The 3,420-nt window shown below is 66.9% G+C and carries 5 protein-coding genes; all 5 read left to right on the plus strand.

What is annotated here, in order from left to right; all coding sequences use genetic code 11:
* The coding region (locus ACR2JA_RS14825) for an FCD domain-containing protein (protein WP_434009849.1) at positions 1–342 on the plus strand (342 nt) is incomplete at its 5' end.
* Positions 339–1,133 (plus strand): transporter substrate-binding domain-containing protein, encoded by a 795-nt coding sequence (locus ACR2JA_RS14830; protein ID WP_434009850.1) that lies wholly within the window; start codon positions 339–341, stop codon positions 1,131–1,133. The genes ACR2JA_RS14825 and ACR2JA_RS14830, both read left to right, overlap by 4 nt.
* A gap of 31 nt (positions 1,134–1,164) precedes the next feature.
* On the plus strand, positions 1,165–1,842 hold the full coding sequence (locus tag ACR2JA_RS14835; protein WP_434009851.1) for an amino acid ABC transporter permease: 678 nt from the start codon (positions 1,165–1,167) through the stop codon (positions 1,840–1,842).
* Positions 1,835–2,485 carry an amino acid ABC transporter permease gene (locus ACR2JA_RS14840; protein WP_434009852.1) on the plus strand — a complete coding sequence of 217 codons (651 nt, stop codon included), beginning with the start codon at positions 1,835–1,837 and terminating at the stop codon, positions 2,483–2,485. The genes ACR2JA_RS14835 and ACR2JA_RS14840 overlap by 8 nt, the downstream gene beginning before the upstream one ends.
* Before the next feature lie 45 nt (positions 2,486–2,530).
* Positions 2,531–3,259: an amino acid ABC transporter ATP-binding protein gene (locus ACR2JA_RS14845; protein ID WP_434009853.1), complete on the plus strand. Its 729-nt coding sequence runs from the start codon at positions 2,531–2,533 to the stop codon at positions 3,257–3,259.
* Positions 3,260–3,420 lie beyond the last annotated feature (161 nt).

Raw genomic sequence — 3,420 nt, forward strand, 5'->3', positions numbered from 1 at the left:
TGCCTGGCCGAATGCCTGGGCAACCAGCTGCTGGCCGACACGCTGCGCGACTACACCGCCCGCACCACGCTGATCGCCATGCTCTACCAGAGCACGCACGACGCGGTGCAGTCCTGCCAGGACCACGTGGCCATCGTCGAAGCGCTGGAACGCGGCGACGTGGCCCAGGCCGAGCGCCTGATGGAAGAACACATCGGCCAGGTGCAGGCAGCGCTGCGTCTGGCACCGGTGGACGACCCGCTGGCCGACCTGCGGCAGGCACTGGCACCGGTCAAACCGTCCACCCCCGTTTCCCCCTCCCCCACCCCGTCCGCTGAAACCTACCTAGGAGCCTTGCTGTGAAACTGAACAAACGCGCCTTCATCGCCTCGACCCTCGCCGTCGCCACCCTGGCTGCCGCCGGTACTGCCCAGGCCCAGTCCGCGCTGGACAACGTGATGAAGGCCAAGGCCATCAAGATCGCCATCCCGACCGATTTCCCGCCCTACGGCTTTGTCGGCACCGACCTGCAGCCCCAGGGTCTGGACGTGGACATGGCCAGGTACATCGCCGCCAAGCTGGGCGCCAAGGTCGAGCTGGTGCCGGTGACCAGCGCCAACCGGATCCCCTACCTGCAGACGCAGAAGGCCGACCTCGTCATCTCCACCCTGGGCAAGAACCCCGAGCGCGAGAAGGTGATCGACTTCACCATCGCCTACTCGCCGTTCTTCCAGGCGGTGTTCGCGGCCAAGTCGCTGCCGGTCACGGCGTTCGCCGATCTGGCGGGCAAGTCGGTCGGCGTCACGCGCGGCGCCATCGAGGATCAGGAGCTGAGCAAGGTCGCCCCGGCCACGGCCGACATCAAGCGCTTCGAAGACAACAACGCCACCGTCTCGGCCTTCGTCTCGGGCCAGGTGCAGGCCATCGCCACCGGCGCTTCGGTGGCCGGCAACATGATGGCGCGCAACCCGCAGCTGAACACCGAATACAAGTTGCTGCTCAAGGACAGCCCCAACTTCATCGGCGTGGCCAAGGGCGAAGACGCGCTGCGCACCAAGGTCAACGAGATCATCCTGGCGGCCAAGAAGTCGGGCGACATCGACGCGATGGCCAAAAAATGGCTCGGCCGCCCCGCAGGCACCTTGCCGGAATAAGTACAGCTGACGCACACGGAGGACGGGCGCCATGCGCATCGAATTCGACTTCCTGGCCGTGCTGGCGCAGTGGTCGCTGTTGCTGCACGGCGTGGCCTGGACGCTGGGGCTGACCGCGGTGTCGGCCGTGCTGGGCGTGGCGCTGGGTGTGGCCTGTGCCTGGGCGCGCAGCCACGGCCGGCTGTGGCTGCGATGGGTGGTGGGCAGTTATGTGGAAGTCATCCGCAACACGCCCTTCATCGTGCAGCTGTTCTTTGTGTTTTTCGGTCTGCCGGCGGCGGGCGTGAAGCTCACGCCCGAGACCGCCTCGGTGATCGCAATGGTGGTCAACCTCGGCGCGTATGCGGCCGAGATCGTGCGCGCCGGCATCGAGGCCACGCCCAAGGGACAGTTCGAAGCGGCGGCCAGTCTGGCGCTGAACAAGGCGCAGACCTTCATACACGTGGTGCTGCCGCCCGCGCTGCGCAAGGTGTGGCCGGCACTCACCAGCCAGATCATCATCGTGATGCTGGGCTCGGCGGTGTGCGGACAGATCGCGACCGAGGAACTGAGCTACGCGGCCAACCTGATCCAGAGCCGCAACTTCCGCGCCTTCGAGGCCTTCATCGTCGCCACCGGCCTCTACCTGCTGCTGGCCATCGGCGTTCGTGCGCTGCTCAACTGGGCTGGCCCCCGTTTCATCTTCGGTCAGGGAGGCGCCCGTGGTTGACTTCACCCTCTGGGACATCCTGCGCAACCTGCTGCTGGCTGCGCGCTGGACGGTGGCGCTCTCGCTGGTCGCCTTCATCGGCGGTGGGCTCGTCGGCCTGGCGCTGCTGGTGGCGCGCACCGCGCGCTGGCCGGGCGCACAGACCTTCGTGGCCGGCTACGTGCAGCTCTTCCAGGGCACCCCGCTGCTGATGCAGCTGTTCCTGGCGTACTTCGGCCTGGCGCTGTTTGGTGTGGACACCTCGGCCTGGGTCTCGGCGGCGCTGGCGCTCACGCTCTACACCAGCGCCTTCCTGTGCGAGATCTGGCGCGGCTGTGTGGCCGCCGTGCCCAGAGGGCAGTGGGAAGCGGCGCAGAGCCTGGCGCTGAGCTTTGCCGAACAGCTGCGGTATGTGGTGCTGCCACAGGCCACGCGCATCGCCATCGCGCCCACGGTGGGCTTCCTGGTGCAGGTCATCAAGGGCACGGCGCTGGCGTCCGTCATCGGCTTCGTGGAACTCACCAAGGCCGGCACCATGATCACCAACGCCACCTTCCAGCCCTTCCTGGTCTACAGCTGCGTGGCACTGATGTACTTCGCGCTGTGCTTCCCGGTGAGCCTGACCGCACGCCACCTCGAAAGGAAAATGCATGTTGTCCGCTGACACCCTGACCGCCCCGGCCATGGCCACCCCAACACGCACGCCCCCATCGTCGACATCCGGCAGCTGCGCAAGTCCTTCGGCAGCAACGAGGTCCTCAAGGGCATCGACCTGCAGGTGAAGAAGGGCGAGGTGATCGCCATCATCGGCAAGAGCGGCTCGGGCAAGAGCACGCTGCTGCGCTGCATCAACGGACTGGAGGTGTTCCAGTCCGGCAGCCTGAGCGTGGACGGCCAGCCGCTGCTGCACGACAACGCCGCCGCGATGCGCGAGCTGCGCCAGCACGTGGGCATGATCTTCCAGAGCTTCAACCTGTTCCCGCACCTGAGCGTGGGCCGCAACGTGATGCTGGCGCCCGGTCTGGTGAAGAAGACCACGAAGGACACTGGCGAACAGCAGGCGCGCCGACTGCTGCAGCGCGTGGGCCTGGGCGAGAAGTTCGACGCGTTTCCCGAGCAACTCTCGGGCGGTCAGCAGCAGCGCGTGGCGATCGCGCGCGCGCTGGCCATGGAGCCCAGCGTGCTGCTGTGCGACGAGATCACCTCGGCGCTGGACCCCGAACTGGTGGGCGAGGTGCTGCGGGTGGTGGAGTCGCTGGCCGACGACGGCATGACGCTGCTGATGGTCACACACGAAATGAGCTTCGCGCGCAAGGTCAGCGACCGCGTGATCTTCATGCACCAGGGCCGGGTGCACGAGATGGGTCCACCCGATCAGCTCTTCGGCAGCCCGCAGACGCCGGAGCTGCAGCAGTTCCTGTCGTCGATCACAGACTGATCGTCACCCAGACCACCAGCAGGGACGCAAAGGTCACCGGCAGGCCGGTGAGCAGGTGGCGTTTCCAGTCGAGCACGACGCCCTCCTTGGCGGCCAGGTCGGCCACGATCAGGTTGGCGATCGAACCGACCAGCAGCAGGTTGCCGGCGAAGGTGCTCACC

The sequence above is a fragment of the Hydrogenophaga sp. genome (assembly GCF_051007235.1).
Classification (GTDB): Bacteria; Pseudomonadota; Gammaproteobacteria; order Burkholderiales; family Burkholderiaceae_C; genus Hydrogenophaga.

Coding starts and splice junctions, on each gene's coding strand:
- ACR2JA_RS14835 (WP_434009851.1), top strand. CDS start 1,165: ATGCGCATCGAATTCGACTTCCTGGCCGTGCTGGCGCAGTGGTCGCTG.